Annotated in this window: 17 protein-coding genes; 10 read left to right on the forward strand and 7 right to left on the reverse strand. The window is 73.0% G+C overall.

From position 1 onward, the window contains the following. Positions 1–64: 64 nt before the first annotated feature. A complete protein-coding gene (locus tag Aiant_RS12035) occupies positions 65–535 on the forward strand; it encodes a MarR family transcriptional regulator (RefSeq protein ID WP_189335253.1) in 471 nt (156 codons plus the stop codon). Between the two features lie 76 nt (positions 536–611). Beyond that, a complete protein-coding gene (locus tag Aiant_RS12040) occupies positions 612–1,490 on the forward strand; it encodes an LLM class flavin-dependent oxidoreductase (protein ID WP_189335254.1) in 879 nt (292 codons plus the stop codon). Positions 1,491–1,512: 22 nt separating this feature from the next. Here Aiant_RS12040 and Aiant_RS12045 read toward each other — a convergent pair whose 3' ends face one another. After that, on the reverse strand, positions 1,513–1,860 hold the full coding sequence (locus Aiant_RS12045; protein ID WP_189335255.1) for a histone-like nucleoid-structuring protein Lsr2: 348 nt from the start codon (positions 1,858–1,860) through the stop codon (positions 1,513–1,515). Between the two features lie 199 nt (positions 1,861–2,059). On the opposite strand from Aiant_RS12045, the gene Aiant_RS12050 reads away from it, so the two are divergent. The 5 genes from Aiant_RS12050 (at position 2,060) to Aiant_RS12070 (ending at position 7,150) form a co-directional block, all read left to right on the forward strand. Then, a complete protein-coding gene (locus tag Aiant_RS12050; protein ID WP_189335256.1) occupies positions 2,060–2,491 on the forward strand; it encodes a hypothetical protein in 432 nt (143 codons plus the stop codon). Then, positions 2,488–3,753, forward strand: a complete 1,266-nt coding sequence (locus Aiant_RS12055; protein WP_189335257.1) for a D-alanyl-D-alanine carboxypeptidase family protein — start codon at positions 2,488–2,490, stop codon at positions 3,751–3,753. The genes Aiant_RS12050 and Aiant_RS12055 overlap by 4 nt, the downstream gene beginning before the upstream one ends. Before the next feature lie 782 nt (positions 3,754–4,535). After that, positions 4,536–5,459: a sigma-70 family RNA polymerase sigma factor gene (locus tag Aiant_RS12060; protein ID WP_189335258.1), complete on the forward strand. Its 924-nt coding sequence runs from the start codon at positions 4,536–4,538 to the stop codon at positions 5,457–5,459. 79 nt (positions 5,460–5,538) lie between these two features. Then, positions 5,539–6,393, forward strand: a complete 855-nt coding sequence (locus Aiant_RS12065) for a GNAT family N-acetyltransferase (RefSeq protein WP_189335259.1) — start codon at positions 5,539–5,541, stop codon at positions 6,391–6,393. 13 nt (positions 6,394–6,406) lie between these two features. After that, positions 6,407–7,150 (forward strand): methyltransferase domain-containing protein, encoded by a 744-nt coding sequence (locus tag Aiant_RS12070; protein WP_189335260.1) that lies wholly within the window; start codon positions 6,407–6,409, stop codon positions 7,148–7,150. Between the two features lie 64 nt (positions 7,151–7,214). Here Aiant_RS12070 and Aiant_RS12075 read toward each other — a convergent pair whose 3' ends face one another. Next, positions 7,215–9,515: a HelD family protein gene (locus Aiant_RS12075; protein WP_189335261.1), complete on the reverse strand. Its 2,301-nt coding sequence runs from the start codon at positions 9,513–9,515 to the stop codon at positions 7,215–7,217. Positions 9,516–9,680: 165 nt separating this feature from the next. Here Aiant_RS12075 and Aiant_RS12080 point away from each other — a divergent pair, with 165 nt between their 5' ends. After that, positions 9,681–10,193 carry a hypothetical protein gene (locus tag Aiant_RS12080; RefSeq protein WP_189335262.1) on the forward strand — a complete coding sequence of 171 codons (513 nt, stop codon included), beginning with the start codon at positions 9,681–9,683 and terminating at the stop codon, positions 10,191–10,193. Between the two features lie 56 nt (positions 10,194–10,249). Here the strand turns inward: Aiant_RS12080 and Aiant_RS12085 are convergent, their stop codons facing one another. Beyond that, on the reverse strand, positions 10,250–11,101 hold the full coding sequence (locus Aiant_RS12085) for a sigma-70 family RNA polymerase sigma factor (RefSeq protein WP_189335263.1): 852 nt from the start codon (positions 11,099–11,101) through the stop codon (positions 10,250–10,252). A 156-nt stretch (positions 11,102–11,257) separates the two neighbouring features. Between Aiant_RS12085 and Aiant_RS46485 the strand changes: the two genes are divergently transcribed. Next, a complete protein-coding gene (locus tag Aiant_RS46485; protein WP_189335264.1) occupies positions 11,258–12,919 on the forward strand; it encodes a DEAD/DEAH box helicase in 1,662 nt (553 codons plus the stop codon). Between the two features lie 211 nt (positions 12,920–13,130). Here the strand turns inward: Aiant_RS46485 and Aiant_RS12095 are convergent, their stop codons facing one another. Beyond that, on the reverse strand, positions 13,131–13,604 hold the full coding sequence (locus Aiant_RS12095) for a quercetin 2,3-dioxygenase (protein WP_189335265.1): 474 nt from the start codon (positions 13,602–13,604) through the stop codon (positions 13,131–13,133). A gap of 60 nt (positions 13,605–13,664) precedes the next feature. Here Aiant_RS12095 and Aiant_RS12100 point away from each other — a divergent pair, with 60 nt between their 5' ends. Then, positions 13,665–14,321, forward strand: coding sequence for a TetR/AcrR family transcriptional regulator (locus tag Aiant_RS12100; protein WP_189335266.1), 657 nt, complete (start codon positions 13,665–13,667; stop codon positions 14,319–14,321). 36 nt (positions 14,322–14,357) lie between these two features. Here Aiant_RS12100 and Aiant_RS12105 read toward each other — a convergent pair whose 3' ends face one another. The 3 genes from Aiant_RS12105 to Aiant_RS12115 all read right to left on the reverse strand — a co-directional run bounded on the left by Aiant_RS12105 (position 14,358) and on the right by Aiant_RS12115 (position 19,129). After that, complete coding sequence (locus Aiant_RS12105; protein ID WP_189335267.1) at positions 14,358–14,876, reverse strand: YceI family protein; 519 nt, start codon at positions 14,874–14,876, stop codon at positions 14,358–14,360. A 34-nt stretch (positions 14,877–14,910) separates the two neighbouring features. Then, on the reverse strand, positions 14,911–17,796 hold the full coding sequence (locus tag Aiant_RS12110; protein ID WP_189335268.1) for an ATP-binding protein: 2,886 nt from the start codon (positions 17,794–17,796) through the stop codon (positions 14,911–14,913). A gap of 682 nt (positions 17,797–18,478) precedes the next feature. Then, positions 18,479–19,129, reverse strand: coding sequence for a hypothetical protein (locus Aiant_RS12115; protein ID WP_189335269.1), 651 nt, complete (start codon positions 19,127–19,129; stop codon positions 18,479–18,481). Between the last annotated feature and the right edge of the window lie 11 nt (positions 19,130–19,140).

Below are 19,140 nucleotides of genomic sequence, written 5' to 3' on the forward strand. Positions count from 1 at the left end.
GGCAGTGTCCGGCGGGGTACCCAGCAGACCTTTGAGGTTCTGCGACTTCGCGACGGGGAACGCCATGGAGCACGCCACCGATGTCGCCGCGGCGATCGACACGTCGCTGGAGTCGCTGGTGGCTGTCCTGGAAAAGGCCCGTCTCGCCCAGATCCCGGCGATCCCGCCCGCTCAGCTGCGGGTGCTCACCATCGTCGCGGAGAACCGGCACACCAACATGAGCCGCCTCGCCGAGGCTCTCGACGTGGTGCCGTCCTCGGCCAGCCGGCTTTGCGACCGCCTGGAGGCGACCGGGCTGCTGCGCCGGGTGGCCGACCCGCGGGACCGCCGCGAGGTGCGGCTGCTGCTCACCCCCGCCTCCCGCCGGCTCCTCGCCGACCTGCGGGCGCGCCGCCGCGACGCGCTCGCCGAGGTCCTCGAACGGATGCCGGTCTCGGCCCGCCAGGACCTGGTCCGGGCCCTGCGCGCCTTCGAGGCGGCGGCCGCCGACACCGCCCCCGACACCGCGGCGGACGACGATCTCCGCACCGCGTAGGCATCGCCGCCCGGCGCCGCCTGGGGCACGCCGCGGCCTCGCGTGACCCACCGGTGCGGGCAGCTAGTCTGTGCCGATGCGTTTCGGCATCGTGATCCTTCCTGACCGGCGCTGGGCCGAGGCGAGCCGCCGGTGGCGCCTCGCCGAGGAGTACGGCTTCGACCACGCCTGGACCTACGACCATCTGGGCTGGCGGGACCTGGTCGACGGACCGTGGTTCGACGCGGTGCCGACGCTGACCGCGGCGGCCCTGGTCACCGAGCGGATCCGGCTCGGCACCTACGTCGCGTCGCCGAACTTCCGGCACCCGGCGCACTTCGCCCGCGAGGCGACCGCCCTCGACGACATCTCGGGCGGGCGGCTGATCCTCGGGCTGGGCGCCGGCGGGATCGGCTTCGACTCGGCCGTGCTGGGCAAGCCGGAGCTGACCCCGCGCGCCCGGGTCGACCGCTTCACCGACTTCCTGGAGCTGTTCGACAACATCCTGCGCTCCCCCGCGACCACCTGGTCCGGGTCCTATTTCGCGGCGGTCGACGCACGCAGCACGCCGGGACCGGTGCAGCAGCCGCGGCCGCCGTTCGTGGTCGCCGCCAACGGGCCGCGGGCGTTGCGGCTCGCGGCGAAGTACGGCGACGGCTGGGTCACCACCGGCCCGCAGGCCGAGACCGCCGCGGAATGGTGGCGCGCGGTCACCGAGATCCGCGACCGATTCGAGGCCACCCTGGCGGCGGCCGGGCGGGCCCCGGAATCGATCGACCGTTACCTCAATCTGGACTCGTCACCGGTGTTCTCGATGAGCAGTCCGGATGCGTTCCAGGAGGCCACCGGGCGCGCCGCCGAGCTGGGATTCACCGACGTGATCACACACTGGCCCCGCGAGACCAGTTGGTTTGCCGGTGACGAGAAGACGCTCGAAGCCGTGGCCGCGGAACTGCCCCGGCTTCGTAGTATTTGACGCGGTCCGATGTGGAACGAGGTCAGCGGCCGTGTGCGGCTCGATAGGCGTTGCTGACCTCCTGCGGAATGCGGCCGCGCTCGGAGATTTTGTGCCCGTTGCGGATAGCCCACTCGCGGATCAGCCGGTTCTCGTCGCGGGAGCCGGCGGTGCGGGCCGGCGCGGCGCCCCGGGACGGGATGCGCGCGGCGGTGCGACCCAGCCGCGTTCCCGCGTTGATGTACGGGTCCAGGGCTTTGCGCAGCTTTCCGGCATTGGCCTCGGAAAGGTCGATCGTGTAGCTGACTCCGTCGAGACTGAACTCGACGGTGCGATCCGCCTTCTTGCCGTCCAGATCGTCGATCAGGGTGGTGATTACCTGCCGCGCCATAACGACTCCCGAGAGAATTTAATCGCCCGGGCACAGTCTGGCCCCCGAACCGCATCCCGCGCAACTCCCCGGCGCGATCCGGCAATTCTTTTCTTCGCGATCGTCAGGTCCCTTATCAGAATGGGCTGTGAGTATTCGCACCGAATCCTGAGAAAGCCCGGTTGACCAACGCCCAGGGTCTCACGTTAGGGTCGGCGCCATGCAGGACGAGCACGCCGCCTGGCTGGCGCACCACCGGCAGGCCGTGGCCGGCCGGGCCGCAGCCCTGGAGGCCGGGCGCACCGCCGAGGCCCGGCAGGCCACGGCGCTGCTCGAGGAGTTCGTCCGCAAGGCCGCCGAGCGCGGGCTGACCCCGCATCCGCTCACCGCGACCAGTTACGACGGCCGGTGGACCTACAAGACCCGGGTCCGCGGGTGGTATCTGAAGGCGAACCGGACCGTCGCCGCCGGCGAGGACGGGGAGTATTACGTGCTCACCGTCCCGGCCTCGCTGCGCGCCCGGTTCACCGGCGCCGACCTGTCCCCGAGCATGCCCCGGCTGATCGTCGGGGCCGGTGGCGGTGACGGCGAGCCGATCCCGCTGCGTGACCTTCTCGATCGACGACTGGAAGCGGGAGCACGCTGGCCGTGACGGTTCCCCGGATCACCGCCGCCCTGGCCCTGGTCGCCGCCCTCGTCACCGTTCCGTCCTCCGCTTCGCAGGCCGCTCCCGGATCCGCTCTCCGCTCCGCGCGGGCCGCCGCCGAGATCCCCTGCCCCAAGCCGAAGATCGCCAAGCCGAGCGCCCCGCCGCGCCCGGTCCCGCCGGCCGACAACCCGCAGGACATGCGGGTCGGCGGCGACGAGCTGGCCACCCACGGCCTGGTCGTCCCGGGCGGCGCGCGGAAACCGCCGGCCGTCACCGCGACCACCTGGATGGTCGCCGACCTGGACACCGGCGAGGTGCTCGGCGCCTGCGGCCCGCACGTCCACCAGACCCCGGCCAGCGTGCAGAAGACGCTGCTCGCCGCGACCGCGATCGACCGGCTCGACCCGAACCAGAAGATCAAGGTGGTGCCGAGCGACCTCGACATCGAGGTGAACAGCTCGGCGGTCGGGATCGTGGTGGGCGGCACCTACCCGATCTCGACCCTCTGGCTGGGCCTGCTGCTCAACTCCGGCAACGACGCGGCCAACGCCCTGGCCCGGATGGCCGGGGGCGGCGGCGCCGACGGCGTGGCCACCACGGTGGCGGCGATGAACGCCAAGGCGAAATCGATCGGCGCGTTCCAGACGCACGCCGTCACGCCGTCCGGATTGGACGGTAAGGGACAGTTCACCAGTGCGTACGATCTGGCCCTGATCGCCCGGGTCTGTTTCGCCAACGCCGACTTCCGCAAATATGTGCTCACCAAGAGCGCGCAGATGCCCGCGCAGCCGGCCAAGAAGGTCAAAGGTTTCCAGTTCCAGAACGAGAACAAGCTGATCTACAACTACCCGGGCGCGATGGGCGGCAAGACCGGTTTCACCACGGTGGCCCGGCACAGTTACGTCGGGGCGGCCCAGCGCGACGGGCGGCGGCTGGTGGTCACCCTGCTCGGCGCCGAGGCCCGCCCGCTCCGCGGCTGGCAGCAGGGCGCGGCCCTGCTCGACTGGGGATTCGCCCAGCCCCGGGGCGCGTCGGTCGGCCACCTGGTCACCCCGGCCGAGGTCGCCGCCTCGGCACAGGCGCAGAGCTCGGCCACCGCCGAGAAGGCCACCACCGGCGCCTCCGCCGCCGGCGCCGCCCCGGCCGCCGGCAAGTCCCGCGGTCTGTCCGTGGCCGCGGCCGGCACGGTCGCCGTCGTGCTCACCGCGATGCCCCTCCTCCTGCTGCTGACCCAGCGCCGCCGACGCCGGCTCGCCAAGCCCTGACCGCCACCCAGCCGCGTCGCGACCGGCCGGGCCCTGACCCTGGGTCCGCTGACGCCCCGCACATGACGACAGCCGGGTTTTGATCTCCGGAACCGCCCACGGGCAATGAAGACATCCCATGTGCCAGGAATGTCAAGCGGCTCGCCCCGTTCCCGCGTCCGCCCTGGGGCGCTGAGGCCCGGCGGGGGACTGTCCGGCTGGTCCTGGTGACCCTATCCGGGCGTGGGATAGGGCGCTGGGGGCCAGCCCGGGAGTGTCCGGCTGGTCCTGATGGCCCTATCCGGGCGTGGGATAGGGCGCTGAGGGCCAGCCCGGGAGTGTCCGGCTGGTCCTGATGGCCCTATCCGGGCGTGGGATAGGGCGCTGAGGGCCAGCCCGGGAGTGTCCGGCTGGTCCTGGTGGCCCTATCCGGGCGTGGGATAGGGCGCTGGGGGCCAGCCGGGGTTTGATCTCCGGAACCACCCACGGGCAATGAAGGGTGCGGAGATCGCCCTGGACGCGCCAGCGGCCAGATCTCCGCGCCCGGCCCGCGCGGGAGCATGCGATCCGCACCCCGCTGGGCCTGCGTAAATGAAGATCTTGATTTACCGACGCCGGAAATCTCAACCACCCCAACCCCCCGCCGATCGACTCCGGCAACGCGAGAGGACGGCCCCGGTTTTCAAGCAACCGGGAGGCAACTGTGCGTGACCTTTTCCCGCACCTTCCGGCCTTCAAAGTTTCTCCCTGTCAGCCGGTGCCCACCCAGCCAACGGGCGCCGACAACAACCGGGGGATACGACATGACCAGCACCGTGACGACCGCTGCCGACCTCGCCGCCGACACCGCTTCCGCCACTCCGGTGCTCTCCGCCGCCGAGCAGGAGGAGCTGATCCGCACGCACATGCCGCTGGTCGGCCACCTGGTGCGGGACATGCTCAGCCGGATCCCCAACCACATCCACCGCGACGACCTGACCAGCGCGGGCCTGCACGCCCTGGTCACCGCGGCGCGCGGCTGGGACCCGGAGCGCGGCGTGCCGTTCCACCGCTTCGCCGGCACCCGGATCCGTGGCGCCCTGCTCGACGAGCTGCGCGCGCTGGACTGGGCGACCCGCTCGGTGCGGTCCAAGGCCCGCAACACCGACGTCACCCGGCAGAGCCTGACCACCACCCTCGGTCGCACGCCGACCCCGGAGGAGCTGGCCCAGGCGCTCGGCACCACCACCACCGACCTGCACCAGACCGACACCGACGTGCAGCGGGCCACCGTCCTGTCGCTGCAGGGCTTCACCACCAGCAGCGCCGACGACCTGGTCACCGAGCGCGACCCGGGCCCGGAAGAGATGCTGCTGCGCCGCGAGCAGATCGGCTACCTGCACCACGCCATCGGTTCGCTGCCGGACCGTCTGCAGACCGTGGTCACCGAGTACTTCCTCCAGGAGCGCCCGATGGCGGAGATCGCCAAGGACCTCGGCGTCACCGAGTCCCGCGTCTCCCAGCTGCGCGCCGAGGCTCTCTCGCTGCTCCGCGACGGCCTCAACACCCACCTCGACCCGGAGCTGGCCCCGAACCCGGAGAACCCGGAGAGCATCACCGCGCGCCGCCGGGCCTCGTATTACGCCAGCATCGCCAGCAACACCACCATGAACAGCCGGCTGGCGATGACCAACGCGCACGGCCACACCGCGCTGGGCCGCGGCATGCGCCCGGTCACCGCTGCCTGACCTCACCTCGCGAAGGGCTCGGCGTCTCCGGACGCCGGGCCCTTCCGCATTACCGCGCATTTTTCATTAAGGTCGCGATATGGGCGAATTCGTGGTGGCACCCGCCAGCGTCGACGACATGGGACTGCTCGCGGAATGGGCCACCGCCGAGGGCTGGAATCCGGGCATCGGTGACGAACGGATCTTCTTTCCGGTCGACCCCGGCGCTTTTCTCGTCGGCCGGCTCGACGGTCACCCGATCACCTCGATCTCGGTGGTCCGCTACGGCGGCACACACGGGTTCCTCGGGTTCTATCTGACCGTTCCCGGCCATCGGGGCCAGGGTTACGGATGGCAGACCTGGCAGGCCGGGATGCGGCGGCTCGCCGGGCGGGTCGTCGGGCTCGACGGGGTGGTCGCGCAGCAGGAGAACTACCGCAAGTCCGGGTTCCAGCCGGCCTGGACCAACCTGCGTTACCAGGGGGTGCCGCGGCTGGACCCGGCCGCACCCGGCAGCACGCTGGTCGACGCCCGCAGCGTCGGCTTCGCGGACCTGGCCGCCTACGAGCGGCGTTTCGTCCCGGCCGGGCGGGACACGTTCCTCGCCCTGTGGATCTCCGCGCCGAACCGGCACGCGCTGGCCGCGCTGCACGACGGCGCGGTGGCCGGGCTCGGGGTCCGGCGGCCGGCGGTCGAGGGCACCCGGATCGGCCCGCTCTACGCCGACACCCCGGAGATCGCCGCGCAGCTGCTGGAGGCGCTCGCCCACGACGAGGACGACGACCACCTGTCCGCGATCGCCCTCGACGTCCCCGGCATCAATCCGGCCGCCACCGCGCTCGCCGAACGGGCCGGCCTGACCCCGGCGTTCGAGACCGCCCGGATGTACACCCCGGGCCGCCCGGAGATCGACGTCGCCGGATTTTATGCGGTGGCGTGCCTGGAGCTCGGCTGACTAGGTTCCGGGAATGCCCGACGCGATTTTCGCCGATGACCGGCTCGCCGCGCTCTACGACCACTTCGACGCCGATCGCGGGGACCTCCCCGCCTACCTGGCGATCATCGACGAGCTCGGCGCCACCCGGATCGTCGACGTCGGCTGCGGCACCGGGACCCTGGCCGTCCTGCTGGCCGCGAGCGGCCGGACGGTGATCGGCGCCGATCCGGCGCTCGCCTCGCTCGGCGTGGCCGAGCGGAAACCGGGCGCCGGCCGGGTCACCTGGCTGCACGCCGGCGCCGCCGGACTGGTGGACGCCTGGGCCGGGCGGGAGCCCGCCGACCTGGCCGTCATGACCGCGAACGTCGCTCAGGTGTTCCTCTCCGACGACGACTGGACAGCCGCGCTGCGCGGGATCCGCGGCGTGCTGCGGCGCGGCGGGCACGTGGTCTTCGAGGCGCGCCGCCCGGAGTTCCGCGGCTGGGAGGAGTGGGTCACCACTCAGCTGCCCACCACTCTCGAGATTCCGGGCATCGGGCCGGTGGAGCGGCGGTTCACGCTCGGCGAGGTCCGGCTGCCGCTGGTGTCGTTCCGATTCGAATACCGGTTCCACGCGGACGGGGCGGTCGTGACCTCGGAATCCACGTTGCGCTTCCGGTCGCGGGCGGAGATCGAGGAGTCCCTGGACGCGGCCGGATTCGCCGTGCTGGAGGTGCGGGACGCCCCTGATCGGCCCGGCCGGGAGAACGTTTTCATCGCGCGAGCCGTGGACTGAGCCGGCGCTGGTCGTACGCAAAAAGGGGGAAAGCGGCCCTGCCGGGAAGGCAGGGCCGCAACGGTCAGGCGAGCGAGCCGAGGACGGGCGGGAGCGGGGTGGTGTGCAGGACGCCGAGGCGCTGGGTGGCGCGGGTGACGGCGACGTAGAGATCGGACAGGCCGCGCGGGCTCTCCGCGATGATCTCGTCGGGACAGACCACCAGGACCGAGTCGAACTCCAGGCCCTTGGCCTGGCGGACGGTCATCAGCACGACGTGGTTGAGCAGGTCGGGCTGCTCCCCCACAGCCGCGCCCGGTACCGCCTCGACCAGGGCCGCGCCCAGCGACGGCTCCAGGCTCGCCGGGACCAGGACGCCGACGCGCCCGGACTCGACCGCGGCGGCCTCCTTGCGCACGTCGGCGATCAGCTCCTCGGCGAGCCGGGCGGCCGGCACCTGCCGCGCCCACGGGATGACGCCGGCCGAGCGGACCGAGCGCGGCGGCTTGAGCTGCGGGTCGACGGCGGCCAGCACGTCGGCCGCGACCGCCATCACCTCGGCCGGGGTGCGGTAGTTGACGCTCAGCTCGACGAGCCGCCAGCGCTGCCCGACGTAGGGCTCGAAGACCTGGTCCCAGGTGGTGCTGCCGGACAGCTCGGAGGTCTGCGCGACGTCGCCGACCACGGTCATCGAGCGGCTCGGGCAGCGGCGCATCAGCAGCCGCCAGGCCATCGGCGACAGCTCCTGCGCCTCGTCCACGATGACGTGCCCGAAGACCCAGCTGCGGTCGGCGGCGGCCCGCTCGGCCGCGGTCCGGGTGTCGATCACCTCGTGCCGCTCGACGAAGGCGCTCGCGTCGACCACGTCGATCGCGGAGAGGATCTCCTCCTCGACGTCCTCGAAGTCCAGCGAGCGGGAGCCCTCGACGATCTCCAGCACGCCCTCGGCGTACTCGATCGCGGCCTCCCGCTGCCGGGCCGCCTCCCGCTTCTTCAGCGTGTCGTCGACCCCGAGCAGCTCGGCCAGTTCGTCGAGCAGCGGCACGTCGGCCGGCGTCCAGCCGTGCGCGGCGTCCCGCAGGAACGACGCGGGCAGCCCGGCCGACTCCAGCCGGTCGGCGTCGGTCAGCAGGTCGCGCAGCACCTGCCGCGGGGTGAGCACCGGCCAGAACTCGAACAGCGCCTGCTGGACGTCGATGTCCTCGCGCAGCTCGCGGCGGGTCTCCGCCAGGTCGGCCTCGGAGAGCAGGTTGTCCCCGCCCAGCGGGTCGGCGCCGATCCGCTCGGCGATCTGGAGGGAGAGCTGGTGGATCGCCTCGGTCACGAAGACCGCCCGGGCCACGTTGTGCGGACGGCCCGACCTGCGGGCCGCGGCCCGGGCGTCCTCCAGCAGCGCGCGGTCGATGCGCAGCGGGTAGCCGTCGTGGTCGACCTCGACGAAGTCGTCCGGCACGGTCTGCCGGTCGGCGACCGCGTTCTCCAGAGCCGGGAGCATCAGGCCGAGGTCGCCCTTGAGCGCGGCGACCCCGGCCGGCTCGGCGGCCCGGGCCCGCACGCCGGGGAACATGTCGCCGAGGGTGGCCAGCAGCACCCCGGTCTCGGCGAGCGACGGCAGCACCTGGGAGATGTAGCGCAGGAACGTGGTGTTCGGCCCGAGGATCAGCACGCCGGAGCGGGTGAGCTGCTGACGGTACGTGTACAGCAGGTACGCGGCCCGGTGCAGGGCCACCGCCGTCTTGCCGGTGCCCGGCCCGCCCTGCACGACCAGGGCCCCGGCCAGCCCGGAGCGGATCACCTCGTCCTGCTCGGCCTGGATGGTCTCGACGATGTCGCGCATCCGGCCGGTCCGGTTCGCGGTGAGCGCGGAGAGCAGCGCGGCCTCGCCGGTCACGTCCTCGCGCCCGGTGCCGTCGACCGCCTCCAGGTCCAGCACCTCGTCGTCGACGCCGGTCAGCACCCGGCCCCGGGTGCGCAGGTGCCGCCGCCGGGTGACACCCTCCGGGTTGACGGCGGTGGCGAGATAGAACGGCCGGGCGGCCGGCGCCCGCCAGTCGATCAGCAGCGGGTCCTCGTCCCGGTCCTCGGCGAACAACCCGAGCCGGCCGATGTAGCGCTCCTTCTCCGCGGCGAAGTCGAGCCGGCCGAAACACAGACCGTTCTCGACGGAATTCATCTGGGCGAGTTGCTCCGCGTAGTGGGCGCGGGTGGCCTCGCGCTGGGTGCGGCCCTGCGGGGTGCCGCCGCCCTCCAGCAGGATCGCCTTGAGCCGGCTGTCGGCCTGCTCACGCAATTGATCGAGCCGCTGGTAGAGCGCGGTCAAGTACGCCTGCTCAGCATCGAAATCGGCGCTCGAGCTTGACAAAATCGCCCCTTTTCGTGCTATCATTCCGGCCGCTGGCAACTCCTTTTTCGGGGTTGCCTTTTCTGTTTACGGCAAACGACCAGACTACTTGAAGTCCCGCGGGTTACGGGCGGGCGGGCAAGTGTCAGGAAGTCGTCAACGACACGCCGGGGCCGTTACGCGAGGCGGCGTGCCGGGATTAACCGGGACATGGACAACAACCACCCGTACCGTCTTGCCGTCCTGGCCCTCGCCGCCGTCGCCACGCTCGGGGTGACCGCCGGTTGCTCCGGTGACGACGACACCCCGGCCGGCAACGCCGCCGCGGCCGCCGCCGGTGGACCCGAGCCGAAGACCCTGGACGGGGCGAAGAACGCCGCGCAGACCGTGTTCGACCGGTTCAGCGGCGGCGACTTCGCCGGCGCCTGGGAGATGTACACCAGCGCCGGCAAGCAGGCGATCAGCAAGGACGACTACGTCAAGCTCAACCAGGCGTGCTCCCGCAAGGGGCTGGCGATCACCCTGACCAGCGCCCGGATGGAGGGCACCGACAAGGCCATCGTGATCGCGAAGCAGCTGGTGGCGGCGCAGTCGTACACCATGGTCTACGAGAAGGACGCGTGGAAGCTGGAGCCGGCGGCCGAGGGGCTGGCGCTCTACAAGCTCGGCGCGGCCAAGGCCATCGCGGCCCAGAAGAAGGCCGGGACCTGCGCGAACAGCTGAGACGCGGCTGGGCCCGCCGCGAACCGCGACGGGCCCCTCACCACCTGCGAAGTCTGTCAGGCCGCGACCGGGAGCCCGTCCGGGCCGGTCAGGGCGAGCCGGGTGCGCAGCGTGCCGCGGCTGGCGATCCGGTCGTAGTACGCCGCCCGCCGCCGGGCCACGCACCCTTCCTTGGGCGGGTTCTCCGCGGCCAGCGCCGGGTCCAGGTGGGTGTTCAACCCGTCCCGCAGCAGCACCAGCGCCTCGGCGCGCAGCTGCGACACCCGGGACTCGCTGACCCCGAGGTCGGCGGCGATGTCGATCATCGGGCGCTCGTCGAAGAAGTAGCCCTGGACCACCACCCGCAGCCGCTCCGGCAACGCCTCCACCGCGTGCCGCAGGTAACCGAGACGCTCCCGGAGGATCAGCATGTCCTCCGGCCCGGGGGTGCGCTCGGTCACCAGGTCGTCGGCGGTCGCGGTGGCGAAACCCTGCAGGCTGAACACCGTGGCGCGGTGCACGTCGTCGGCGGCGTGCTCGATGTCCTCGACCGTGCAGCCCAGCCGTTCGGCCAGCTCCTGCACGCTCGGGGTGCGGCCCAGCTCGGCGGTCAGCTCCTCGCGGGCCGAGTCGGTGCGGCGGGCCCGCTGGCGCACCGAGCGGCTCGCCCAGTCCAGCCCGCGCAGCTCGTCGAGCAGCGCGCCGCGTACCCGGGCGGCGGCGAACCGGGGGAAGGGCACGCCCCGCTCGGAGTCGAAGCCGCGGGCGGCGGCGACCAGGGCGGCGTACCCTGCCGAGAGCAGATCGTCACGGTTGACGTGGGCGGGGACCCGGGCCAGCATCTCGCGAACCAGGTGCCCGACGAGCGGCATGTTCGCTCGCACGATGTCCTCGCCACGCCGATCGACGGCAGGTGCCTCACCGTTCATCAGGGGTCTCCTCAGTACTGGCCGGGGAGGGTGTCCGGCACTGAGGAAAAAGATCTGCGAGGCTGAGTGCGGCCTGGTTCGATACCGGGTGCAAAGTGGTTGCCACGGGTGACCAGTAGGATTGATCTCCAACTGACCTACGGAGTTACCCCCTTAATGACATCGTTCATCGAGCTAGGCGTCCCCGCCGTTCTCTCCGGTGCTCTCGCCGACCTCGGCATCACCACACCGTTCCCGATCCAGGCGGCCACGCTGCCGGACTCGCTCGCGGGGCGCGACCTGCTCGGCCGGGGTCGCACCGGATCCGGGAAGACGTACGCGTTCGTGCTGCCGGTCGTCACCCGTCTGGCCGCGTCGAAGACCCGCCCGAAACCGGGCCGCCCACGTGCGCTGATCCTGGCGCCGACCCGGGAGCTGGCCACCCAGATCGAGGCCAGCCTGCGACCCCTCGCCACCGCGATGGGCCTGACCACCCTCACCGTCTTCGGCGGCGTCGGGGCGAACCCGCAGATCGCCGCGCTCCGCAAGGGCGTCGACGTGCTGGTCGCCTGCCCGGGCCGGCTCGACGACCACATCCGCAACGGGCACGCCTCGCTGGACGCCGTCGAGATCAGCGTGCTGGACGAGGCCGACCACATGGCCGACCTGGGCTTCCTGCCGGTGGTCCGGCGGCTGCTCGGGCAGACCCCGGCCGGTGGACAGCGGCTGCTGTTCTCGGCGACCCTGGACAACGGGATCGACGTCCTGGTCAAGCAGTTCCTCCGGAAACCGGTCACGCACCACGTCGACGCGGCCGCGCAGGCGCCCGTCGAGATGGACCACCACGTGCTGCACGTCCAGCCCGACGACCGGTTCCCGGTGCTGGTCGAGCTGCTCGCGGCGCCCGGCCGGTCGGTGGTCTTCACCCGGACCAAGCGGCGGGCCAAGGTGCTGACCCGGCAGCTGATCGCCGCCGGCGTCCCGGCCGTCGAGCTGCACGGCAACCTGGCGCAGAACGCGCGGAACCGGAACCTGTCGGCATTCGCGGACGGGACCGCGGAGACGCTGGTGGCGACCGACATCGCGGCCCGCGGCATCCACGTGGACGACGTGACGCTGGTGGTGCACGCTGATCCGCCGGTGGAGCACAAGGCGTACCTGCACCGCTCCGGGCGGACGGCGCGAGCCGGGGCGCGGGGCACGGTGATCACGCTGATGACCGACGATCAGCAGGCGGACGTGCGGGATCTCGCCCGCAAGGCCGGGATCCGGCCGGTGACCCGGCGGGCGCGGCCCGGGGACACGCTGCTGGCGGAGCTGGCGCCGGGTGAGCGGACGTTCGTGTCGCCGGCGCCGGTGCAGCCGGCGTCACCGGCGCGGCCCGCTTCGCCGTCGCGGCCCGCTTCGCCCGAGTCCGCGGGCACGTCCCGGCGGCGCCGGGGTGGCCGGGGCCGTAACGGTGCCGGCGCCTCGCCGGACGGCGGCGCGCCTTCAGCCTCCGGGCGCACGGGGGCGGCCGCGACCGGCGGGCGCACGGGGACGGCCGCAACCGGCGGGCGGGCGGGCTCGGCCACCGAGCGTGCGGGCACGTCGGCCGCCGGGCGTGCCGAGAAGGCCGCTTCCGGGCGCGGGGGCGCCGAGAAGGCTGCTTCCGGGCGGCGGCGGGGTGCCGGGGACGGGCAGGCTCCGGCTTCGCCGGCGCCCCGGAGCGCGGGGAATGCCGGGCGGTCCGGGCAATCAAGGACAAACCGTTCGGGTACGCCGCAGCCTCGTCCCGCCTCCGGTGGCGGGGCGGCCGCGTTCTCCGCACGCGCGGGCGGTCGCCGCTCCGGCCGCTGACCCGACACCGCGACGGACGCCGACCGGGCTCCTCCCGGGCGGCCACTGACACCGCACCGCGACGGATGCCGCCCGGATTGCCGCCGGGCGGCGGCTGACACCGCACCGCGACCGACGCCGCCCGGGCTTCCGCCAGGGCGGCGTCGTGCTTTGGTGGGTGGCCTTCCACAACACCGCGCGGCGTCGCCGCGTTTCGTGCCGTTCTCCGGCCTCAGCGCAGCGGAGGTCCGAGCAGTTCGATCCCGTGGCGGGCCGCCGCATGGCCCAGCAGGACCGGATCGACCGGGGTGACCTCCGGCGGCAGCCCGGGCCCGGTCGCCGGCTCCCCGACCTCGGCCACGAACTTCTCGAAGCCGCCCGGGGTGGTCAGCTGCAAGGCCCGCAACGGCTCCTCGGCCCCCACCACGAAACCGTGCGCCAGACCGGCCGGCAACAGCACGAAGTCACCCGCCCCGGCGAGCAGCGACTCCCCGTCGCACCGGAACTCCGCGGTCCCGGAGAGCACGTAGAACATCTCGTCCTCATGCAGGTGCCGATGCAGCGGGGTGGCGAAGCCGGCCGGATTGACGAACTCGGCCACGGAGAGCCGGCCCTGCGTCTCGGCGCCGGTCGCCTTCACCACGGCCCGGCTGCCCAGGAACCACAGGGCCGCACCCTCGCCGGCATGCAGTACGTACGGCTTCATCGCACCCCTCCAATTGACAATAACGGCGTCTATCCAATATGCCGCTAGTATGACGCAACTGTGAGTGGTGTCAATGAGCCCCGGCGCCGGTATCGCTCCCCGGTCCGCGAGGAGGCGGCCCGCCGGACCCGGCAGGCGATCGTCCGGGCCGCCGGTGAGCTCTTCGTGTCCCAGGGATACGCCCGCGCCTCGCTGACCGCGGTCGCCGAGGAGGCCGGAGTGGCCCGGCCGACGGTGACCGCCTCCTTCGGCTCCAAGGCGGCGCTGCTCAAGCAGGTGCTCGACGAGGCGCTGGCCGGCGACGACGAGCCGGTGCCGGTGGCGCAACGGCCGTGGTTCCGGCCGGTGTTCGAAGCCCGGGACCCGGGTGCGGTGCTCGACGCGTACGCCGCTGTCTGTGTTCTGATCGGCGGACGCGCCGCACGGCTCTTCGAAACCGTGCGGCGCGCCGCCGACGACAGCGAGGAGGCGGCCCAGCTCTGGGAGACGCTGCTGACCAACCGCCGCTTCGGGGCGAGGATGGTCGTCGAGCACGCGGCCGGGCTGGGCGAGCCGGCGCCGGGCCGTGACCTCGAGGCGGCGATCGACTCGGTGTGGGTGTACAACGACCCGGCGCTCTACGGCGCGCTCGTGCACCGGTGCGGCTGGTCCGAGGAGGCGTTGCAGGCCTGGCTGGCGACCGCCATGCGGGCCGCGGTGCTGAGGCCTGTTCCATAATCCGACCGGGGCCGCGGCCGGGTTATGAGACAGGCCTCAGGCCGGGCGCACGACGACGTCCAGGGCGATCCGGACTGACCGCTGGATCAGGCCCCGGCCGCCGCGCACCCCGGCGGCGACCCGGTCCACCACGCAGCCGGCGGTGAACCGGTAACCGTCGCCGGCCCGCTCCCAGGACTCCAGGTCGAGGACCACCTCGCACGAGCCGCCCCGGACGCTGAGCACCCCGGCGACCTGCCAGCCGTCCGGCCCGAGCCGGCAGTGGGTGGACCGGAAGCCGATCTCCGGGTGCCGTGCGGTGTCCAGGAAGCGCGGACCCCGGACGTCCCGGTCCCGGCGCGGGTCGTCGGTGGTGAAGCTGGTCGCGTCCAGTTCGGCCGAGGCGATCGACCGGGCCGGGTCGGTGGCCACCGTGACGGTGCCGCCGGTGACGGTCATCGTGCCGTGCGCCGGCTTCAGCCCGAACGCGTGCTTCGCGGTGAACCGGCAGGTCGAGCGGGCCGGGTCGATCGTGTACGTGCCGCTGCGGATCTCGGTGAGCGTGTTCGTCGTCATGCACCGAGCCTGCGGCGAACCGGCCCGCCACACCTCAGTGCTGGTACTGACCGCTGCCACGTAACCGGGCAGCCAGCTGGGTCCGGTTCGCCGCGCCGAGCTTGGCCAGCGCGTGCCGGACGTGCGTCTCCACGGTCCGTTCCGAGATGAACAGGCGCTCGGCGATCACCCGGTTCGCCAGGCCCTCGGCGGCCAGCGTGGCGACCTCCCGTTCGCGGGTGGTCAGCTCGTCCCGGGAGCGGGCGGTGGCCTCGGCGAGCAGGCCGGCGAGGCCGAGCCGGCGGGCGATGGCGAGGGCTTCCAGGGCGTGCGGGCGGGCTCGGTGGGGGGTGGTGATCCGGGCGTACGCCAGCAGGGCCTGTGCCAGGAACGGCTCGGCGCCGATCCGCCGCTCCATCGCGATCGCCTGCTCCAGATGCCGCTCAGCGGCGTCCTGGTCGCCGAGCGCCGCGGCCATCACCCCGAGCGCCCGCGCGGTCGTGCCGTGACAGGCGGTAGTCGAATAGAGGTAACGCGCCGGCAGCGGCGCCACCACCGCGTAGGCCTCCGCGGTCAGCTCGCGGTCGCCCAGCCAGGCGCCGAGCTCACCGGCGGTGATCACCACGAAGGTCCGCCGGCTGTCCGGCCGCAGGCCCGGCAGCATCGCCCGCAGCCCGGCCGCGCAGACCGCGGCCACCTCCCGGTCGGCCCGGTACATCGCCAGCAGCCCGATCTCCGCCATCGCGATCGGGACCGCGGCGAACTCGGCGGCCGCGGCGGCCAGGTCGTCCGGCCAGGCCGGCGGCTCGCCGGTGAGCGGCGCCAGCCCGGTGCGGAACGCCGAGTGCAGCATCCGGGCCGGTTCCTCCTCGATCGTGCCGGCCAGCGCATAAGCCTCGTCGGCGAGTTCGCACGCGGCGAGAATCCGGCCGGCCAGCGCCTGCCGGGTGGCCCGGGCGCGCAGCAGATGCCAGCGGATCACCGGCCAGCCGAGCCGGTCGGCGAGCCCGGCCAGCCGGCTCAACTCGCCGTCGTAACCGGGCAGGTCGCCCAGGAGCAGCAGCGCGTCCAGCCGCCAGATCCGGCCCCAGAGCTCCGCGTCCGGCCGGCTGCCGGCCGCGGCCAGCGCGATGCTGCGGGTGGCCAGGTCGAGCACCTCCTCGGCGGCGGCGACCGGGTCGAGCACCTCGTGCCGGGCGTGCACGGCGGCGGCCAGGGCGTCCGGGTCACCGGTCCGCTCGGCGAGCGCCATCGCCTGCCGGCTGATCACCTCGGCACGCTCCACCTCACGGGTCTCCACCAGCAGATAGGCGAACTGCGCCAGCACCTGCGCCCGTCGCGCGGCGGGCGCCCGCTCGCCATCGCCCCGCTCCCCTGCGTCGTGTCGTCGCTTGCCGTCGCCTCCTTGCCCAGCGTCGCTGCTGTCCCCGACGTCGCCTTGCTCGCGGACGTCGCCGTGCTCAGGGGCGTCGTCTTGCTCGCGAGCGTCGTCTTGCTCACGAGCGTCGTCTTGCTCACGAGCGTCGCCTTGCTCACGGGCGTCGTCGACGGCCAGGGCTCGCTCGCAGAGGCGGAGCAGGGCGGCGGCGAGCGGTCCGCCGACACCGCGGACCACCAGCGCGGCCGAGGCCGCGAGATCCGGATCCCGCGATGTCTCCGCGTGGTCGAGCAGAGCCTCGCAGTCACGCAGAGCAACATTCAACTGCCCATTTCGGTACGCCGAAACCGCCCGCCCCAACCGCAACGCCGAGTCACCGGGAAAACTGTCCAGAGCGTGGCCGTACCAGGTGACCGCGGCCCCGTGGTCGAGCTGCCGCCCGGCCGCCTCAGCCGCCGCGACACAGGCCTCCCGGGCCGCGGCCCGCGATCGATCGTCCACCGCCGCGCGCACCCGATGCCGGGCGATCTCGTCCGGCCGGGCCCCTGTGCCGGCCAGCACCTCCGCGATCCGCCCGTGTGCCGCGATCCGCTCCGCCCGGCTCAACTCCGCGTACCGGGCCTCCCGCACCAGCTCGTGCGCGAACCGCAACCGAGCCGGCGCCCACGGATCCTCCACCAGCAGCCCGTCCCGGATCGCCCCGTCCAGCAGCCCGTCCACCCCCTCGACCCCGGCCACCCGGGTCAGCAGCGGTACGTCGATCTCGGCGCCCAGGGCGGCGGCCAGGCCCAGCAGGTCACGGCACTCCGGATCGAGGTCGGCGAGACGGCGGCCGACCAGGCGGAGCAGACCGTCCGGTGGGGCGACGGCGCCGGCCGGGCGGCGCAACCGGTCCGCGTCGGCCAGCAGCCGGGTCAGCTCCCGGGTGTAGAGCGGGTTCCCACCGCCGAGCCGATGCACCACCGCGGCCCAGGACGGGTGCACCGGGCCGCCGGCCGCCTGTGCGAGACAGGCCTCGACCTCCGGAACGTCCCAGGCCGCCAGCTCCAGGACCTCGGCGCCGGGCAGGTCCAGCGCGCGGGCGGTCGCCAGCACCAGCACCGGGACGTCCCGCACCTCCCGGACCAGCGCCGCGAGCAGCCCGAGCGAAGCGGGATCGGCCCAGTGCAGGTCCTCCAGCACGAGCACCAGCCCACCCGGCAGCGCGTCACCCGCCGCCGCCCGCACCCCGTCCAGCACCGCCCGGTTGATCCGGAACCGCGCGGCCGCCGGTGGCTCCCCGGCCGGCCCGCCCACCGTCAGGGCCCGGCTGAGGGTGACCGGGGCGGTTTCCAGGAGGCGCTGCCAGGGCCAGTAGGCGGGTGCGCCCTCGTCCGGGTCGGCGCGCCCGGTGAGCACGGTGGCGCCGGTGGCGACGGCGCGCGAGACCGCCTCCTCGACCACTGTGGTCTTGCCGATCCCGGCCTCACCGGTCAGCAGCACGACCGAGCCGGCCCCGCCGACCGCCCGCGCGCGCAGCCGGTCGAGCGCGACCACCTCGGCAACCCGGGCAATCAGACCCATCCCCGCATTGTCCCGCCCACTCGGCACCACAGCCCTCGGCCGCGCGGGCGGCGAACGCGTCGAGTTCCGGCGCACGCCCCGAGGCGCCGTCCCGACGACGCGACCGACTCGCCACCCCATCGACAGCGAACGATGCTGACGCGTGCGAGTTCATCCACAGTGCCGCATCGTCCACAGCCCGCCGGCGCCGGAACGCCTTCCTGCGCCACACTGACTTCGGGGCGGCCCCCCTAGGTGGTGTCTTCGCCGCTATGAGCTGACCGACACCGAGTGGGATCCCTTGTCGCGGCATCTGCCGTCGGCGGTCACCGGCGGTCGTCCGCGGGAGGATGACCGCCGGGTGCTCAACGGGTGCCGGCCCGGTACGGCTCCTGGAAGTCGATCTACACCCGTTTCCGCAGGTGGGCGCTGAACGGAACGTTCGCCAAGATGCTGGCTGCCGCCCAGGCGGACGCGGACGCCGGGGGCATCGAAGACACCACCCAGCGCGGGCGGGGACTGGGACGTTGGCGGGTCGATCCGGTGGGCGTCGCCCGTGCGGCGCGGCTGCTTCCCGGGATGGGCGGACCTCGCGAGCTCAGCCCGGCGCGGCCTCGCGGCCCGGCACCGGGACCACCGCGCGCTCAGCCACGGGACACGGCTGTTGCGCTTGCCGGACCACGAGGTCGTACAAAAAATGGGGTTATGCGTCGGGGACCCGGACCGAGATCTCGTCGCCGAGCTTGAAGCCCGCGTTGAGTTCGAGCTCGTCCCCGGACCAGAAGCGGCCGGGGTCGTACCAGTTCGCTTTCCGGTTGCGGGGCAGCAGGCCCATGTCCTCATAGGTCACCGCGACCACCTCGGCGCAGTAGGCGCGCTCCAGCGTGGCCGGGTCGTCGTCGGCCGGCTTCCACGGGGGGCGGATCTGCGGGACGCGGCCGCGGACCCAGCGCCAGGCCAGCTGGGACGTGGAGGGGAACGGGGTGCCGTCCAGGCGGGCGACGGTCTTGAGGGCCTTGTCCTCCATGGCACGGGTGACGCCGGGGTCGAGCTGGCGCAGCCAGCCGCGCTGGCCGTAACGGCGGGCCCAGACGGTCACGGCGTCGCGCAGGTCGTGCAGCTGGACGCCGCGCTGGAACGTGCCGGACCACAGGTCGGGCAGTGATCTGCCCAGCTCGGCGTGCCACATCAGGGGTGGCATGTCCTCGATCACCAGGGACATCCCGACATGGTTCACCGGGCTGTTGGTGAGAGTTTGAATGGCACGATCCGGCCCGGAGCGGCCCCGGAAGATCCAGATGTCACCCGTACGCGTCAGGTCGATGGCCTCGTCGAGGCTGATGTCGGCAACCACGTGTCTATTCT

It is taken from the genome of Actinoplanes ianthinogenes, assembly GCF_018324205.1.
Classification (GTDB): Bacteria; Actinomycetota; Actinomycetes; order Mycobacteriales; family Micromonosporaceae; genus Actinoplanes; species Actinoplanes ianthinogenes.

Coding starts and splice junctions, on each gene's coding strand:
- Aiant_RS12035 (WP_189335253.1), top strand. CDS start 65: ATGGAGCACGCCACCGATGTCGCCGCGGCGATCGACACGTCGCTGGAG.
- Aiant_RS12040 (WP_189335254.1), top strand. CDS start 612: ATGCGTTTCGGCATCGTGATCCTTCCTGACCGGCGCTGGGCCGAGGCG.
- Aiant_RS12045 (WP_189335255.1), bottom strand. CDS start 1,860: ATGGCGCGGCAGGTAATCACCACCCTGATCGACGATCTGGACGGCAAG.
- Aiant_RS12050 (WP_189335256.1), top strand. CDS start 2,060: ATGCAGGACGAGCACGCCGCCTGGCTGGCGCACCACCGGCAGGCCGTG.
- Aiant_RS12060 (WP_189335258.1), top strand. CDS start 4,536: ATGACCAGCACCGTGACGACCGCTGCCGACCTCGCCGCCGACACCGCT.
- Aiant_RS12065 (WP_189335259.1), top strand. CDS start 5,539: ATGGGCGAATTCGTGGTGGCACCCGCCAGCGTCGACGACATGGGACTG.
- Aiant_RS12070 (WP_189335260.1), top strand. CDS start 6,407: ATGCCCGACGCGATTTTCGCCGATGACCGGCTCGCCGCGCTCTACGAC.
- Aiant_RS12075 (WP_189335261.1), bottom strand. CDS start 9,515: ATGATAGCACGAAAAGGGGCGATTTTGTCAAGCTCGAGCGCCGATTTC.
- Aiant_RS12080 (WP_189335262.1), top strand. CDS start 9,681: ATGGACAACAACCACCCGTACCGTCTTGCCGTCCTGGCCCTCGCCGCC.
- Aiant_RS12085 (WP_189335263.1), bottom strand. CDS start 11,101: ATGAACGGTGAGGCACCTGCCGTCGATCGGCGTGGCGAGGACATCGTG.
- Aiant_RS46485 (WP_189335264.1), top strand. CDS start 11,258: ATGACATCGTTCATCGAGCTAGGCGTCCCCGCCGTTCTCTCCGGTGCT.
- Aiant_RS12095 (WP_189335265.1), bottom strand. CDS start 13,604: ATGAAGCCGTACGTACTGCATGCCGGCGAGGGTGCGGCCCTGTGGTTC.
- Aiant_RS12105 (WP_189335267.1), bottom strand. CDS start 14,876: ATGACGACGAACACGCTCACCGAGATCCGCAGCGGCACGTACACGATC.
- Aiant_RS12110 (WP_189335268.1), bottom strand. CDS start 17,796: ATGGGTCTGATTGCCCGGGTTGCCGAGGTGGTCGCGCTCGACCGGCTG.